Annotated in this window: 1 protein-coding gene; it reads right to left on the reverse strand. The window is 69.6% G+C overall.

The features are described 5' to 3' along the window. Positions 1–2,933, reverse strand: a 2,933-nt coding sequence (locus D473_RS0123720) for a non-ribosomal peptide synthetase (RefSeq protein WP_017611532.1), incomplete at both ends; no start/stop codon positions are given.

Here is a 2,933-nt window from a genome sequence, read left to right on the forward strand (position 1 = left end):
CCGTTCGGGCCCACGACGTAACCGACCAGCTGTCGGCCGCCGGAGGCCGAGCGATGCACCAGCACCACTGCCTCGGCGACCTCGGGCCGACGCAGCAGGGCTGCATCGATCTCTCCGAGCTCGATGCGATGGCCCCGGAGTTTGACCTGGTCGTCGGCGCGGCCGATGAATTCGATCTGGCCGTCGCCTTGCCAGCGGACGAGGTCCCCGGTGCGGTAGAGGCGCCCGCCGGACCCGAAGGGGTCGGCCACGAACCGCTGCGCGGTCAGTTCCGGCCGCCGGTCGTAGCCGCGTGCCACGCCGTTGCCGGAGATGTAGAGTTCGCCGACCACACCGGCCGGGACCGGTCGCAGAGCACCGTCCAACACGTAGGTGCCGGTGCCGTCCATGGGACGGCCGACGGGACAGCTGCCCCGGTGCGCGAGTTCGGGGCCGATGGGGGTGCAGGTGGCGAAGGTCGTGGTCTCGGTCGGGCCGTAGACGTGCACGATCTCCGTGTCGGCGCAGGTGTCCAGGACCCGGGTGAAGGAGGCCGGATCGGCGGCCTCGCCACCGGTCCACACCTGGCGCAGTCCCGAGAAGCAGGCGGGGTCCTGTTGGGCGAAGAGGTTGAACAGGGCCGTGGTCAGGAACACTGCGGTGATCGCGTGCTCGTCCACGCCCGAGCGGATCATCTCGGGGGTGATGCCTTGTTCGGGGGCCACCACCACGGTCCCGCCGTTGAGCAGGGGGGTCCAGATCTCGTAGGTGGCCGCGTCGAAGGCGTGCGGGGAGTGGAACAGGACGCGTTCGTGTGCGTCTGTCCAGCGGGTGTCGCGGGTCAGGGCCACGATGTTGCGGTGGTCGACCACCACGCCCTTGGGTCTGCCGGTGGAGCCGGAGGTGAACATCACGTAGGCAGCCGAGTGCGGCCGGCTCAGTTGTTGCTCCTGGGCGTGGTCGCGGAGGACCGGCCGGTTCTGGGCCGGGGCCGTGATGCCGTCGGGTCCGTAAGGAAGCACGGTGACGGGGGCCTGAGCGTAGAGCTCCAGCACGGCCGGATCGGCGATGGCGGTGTGGACGCCGTTGTCGGTGGCCAGCGCGGTTACCCGTTCGGCCGGGACGGTCTCGTGCAGGGGGACGTAGGTGGCTCCCGCCCTGAGGATCCCGAGCATGGCGGCGACCACACGTGGTGAGCGGGGCATGGACAGGAACACGCGGGATTCGTGCCCCACGCCGTGGGCGCGTAGGTGTTCGGCGATCTTCTCGGCCTGCTGGTCCAGGTCGGCGTAGGTCCATTCCGTGTCGTTGCCGAGGAGAGCGGTTCGTTCGGGGTGGTTGCGCACTTGCTCAGCGAACACTTCGGGAACCGTGGCCGAGGGCCCTTCGGCGCTCTCTCCCTGCCAGGAGAGCAAGGCACGGCGTTCTTCCTCCGTGCGGATGTCGAGCCGGGACACCGGCAGATCGGGGGCAGTGCCCATCAGGTCGGCGATGCTCCGGAGGCCTTCGGCCAGTGCGGTGATCCGGGCGCCGTCGTAGAGATCGGTGTTGTACTCCAGGCACAGTTGCAGCCCGCCGTCCCGCTCCGTGAACTCGAAGACCAGATCGAACAGGGACGAGGTGCGCGGCAGGTCCACGGGACGCACGTTCAGATCAGGCAGGACGAGATCCCCGGAATGGGCGTTCTGGAGCACCATGAGGGCTTGGAAGAGCGGGGTGCGGCTCGGGTCGCGTTCGTCCATGACCGCGTCCACGACCAGGTCGAGGGGCAGTTCGTGGTCCAGTGCCGAGGTGGTGGTCCCGTGCACCTGCTCCAGGAAGTCCTCGAGCGTGGAGGCGGGCGCGATCCGTGACCTGATCGCGACGGAATTGACGAAGAAGCCGACCATGTCGTCGATCTGGCGGTGCTCACGCCCGGCCGAGGCCACGCCGAGCGTGACGTCCTGGCTGCCCGAAGCGGTGGACAGCAGGAGTTGGGTGAGTGCGGTGAGCGTGGTGAACAGGGTCGTCCCACGCCGGCGTCCGAGCTCTTCGAGAGCTCGGGTCGTTTCCGGTCCCAGGTCCATGCGGTGCACAGCACCCGCCGTGGTGCGGACCTCGGGGCGGGGCCGGTCCGTGGGGATCTCCAGTGCTCGTGCTTCCGCCAGCTCACGGTGCCAGTACTCCAGGCGCTCGTGTGCCTCCTCCCCGCTCCAGCGGTCCTGTTCCCAGACCGCGAAGTCCGCGTAGTCCAGCCGGTCCTGTCCCGGCTCCTCACCCGGTCGGCCCTCCAACGCGTTCCGGTAGAGCGCGGCCAGGTCCCGGGTGAGGACGTCCACCGACCAACCGTCGCAGGCGATGTGATGGATGCTCAGCACCAGTACGTGCTCGTCGTCGGCGAGCCGGACCAGGAGGGCCCGGAAGGGGGTGCCCTCCACGAGGTCGAACGGTCGCTCCACCTCGGCGGTGAGCACTTCCGTCAGCCGTTCCTGGCGGTTCTGGTCATTTCCGTCCAGCTCGAGCTGGGACAACAGCTCGTGCCCGGACCATGGGCGGCGGACCGACTGGACGGGCCCCTGCTCGGAGTCGGCGTAGGTGGTGCGGAGGATCTCGTGTCGCCCCTGGAGCTCGACGAGGGCTTCCCGCAGCGCCGGGACATGGAGCCGGCCGGAGAGCCGGTAGGCGGACCCGGTGTAGTATTCGACGCTGCCCGGGCCGTGCTGGTAGAGGAACCACAGGCGGCGCTGCGCCGCGGACAAGGGAAGAGGACGTTCCCTGTCGGTGCGCACGACGGGCCGGACGGGGGCCGCCGTTTCGGTGGCCCGGGCCGCCAGCAGTGCAGGGGTAGGCAGGGTGAACAGCACTCGCCGGTCCAGGGCCGTGCCCAACCGGGCCTCGATCCGGGGCAGAGTACGCAGAGCCAGGATGGAGTCGCCGCCCAGGGCGAAGAAGTCGTCGTGCGCGCCGACCTTCTC

Source organism: Nocardiopsis xinjiangensis YIM 90004 (assembly GCF_000341145.1).
Taxonomy (GTDB): domain Bacteria; phylum Actinomycetota; class Actinomycetes; order Streptosporangiales; family Streptosporangiaceae; genus Nocardiopsis; species Nocardiopsis xinjiangensis.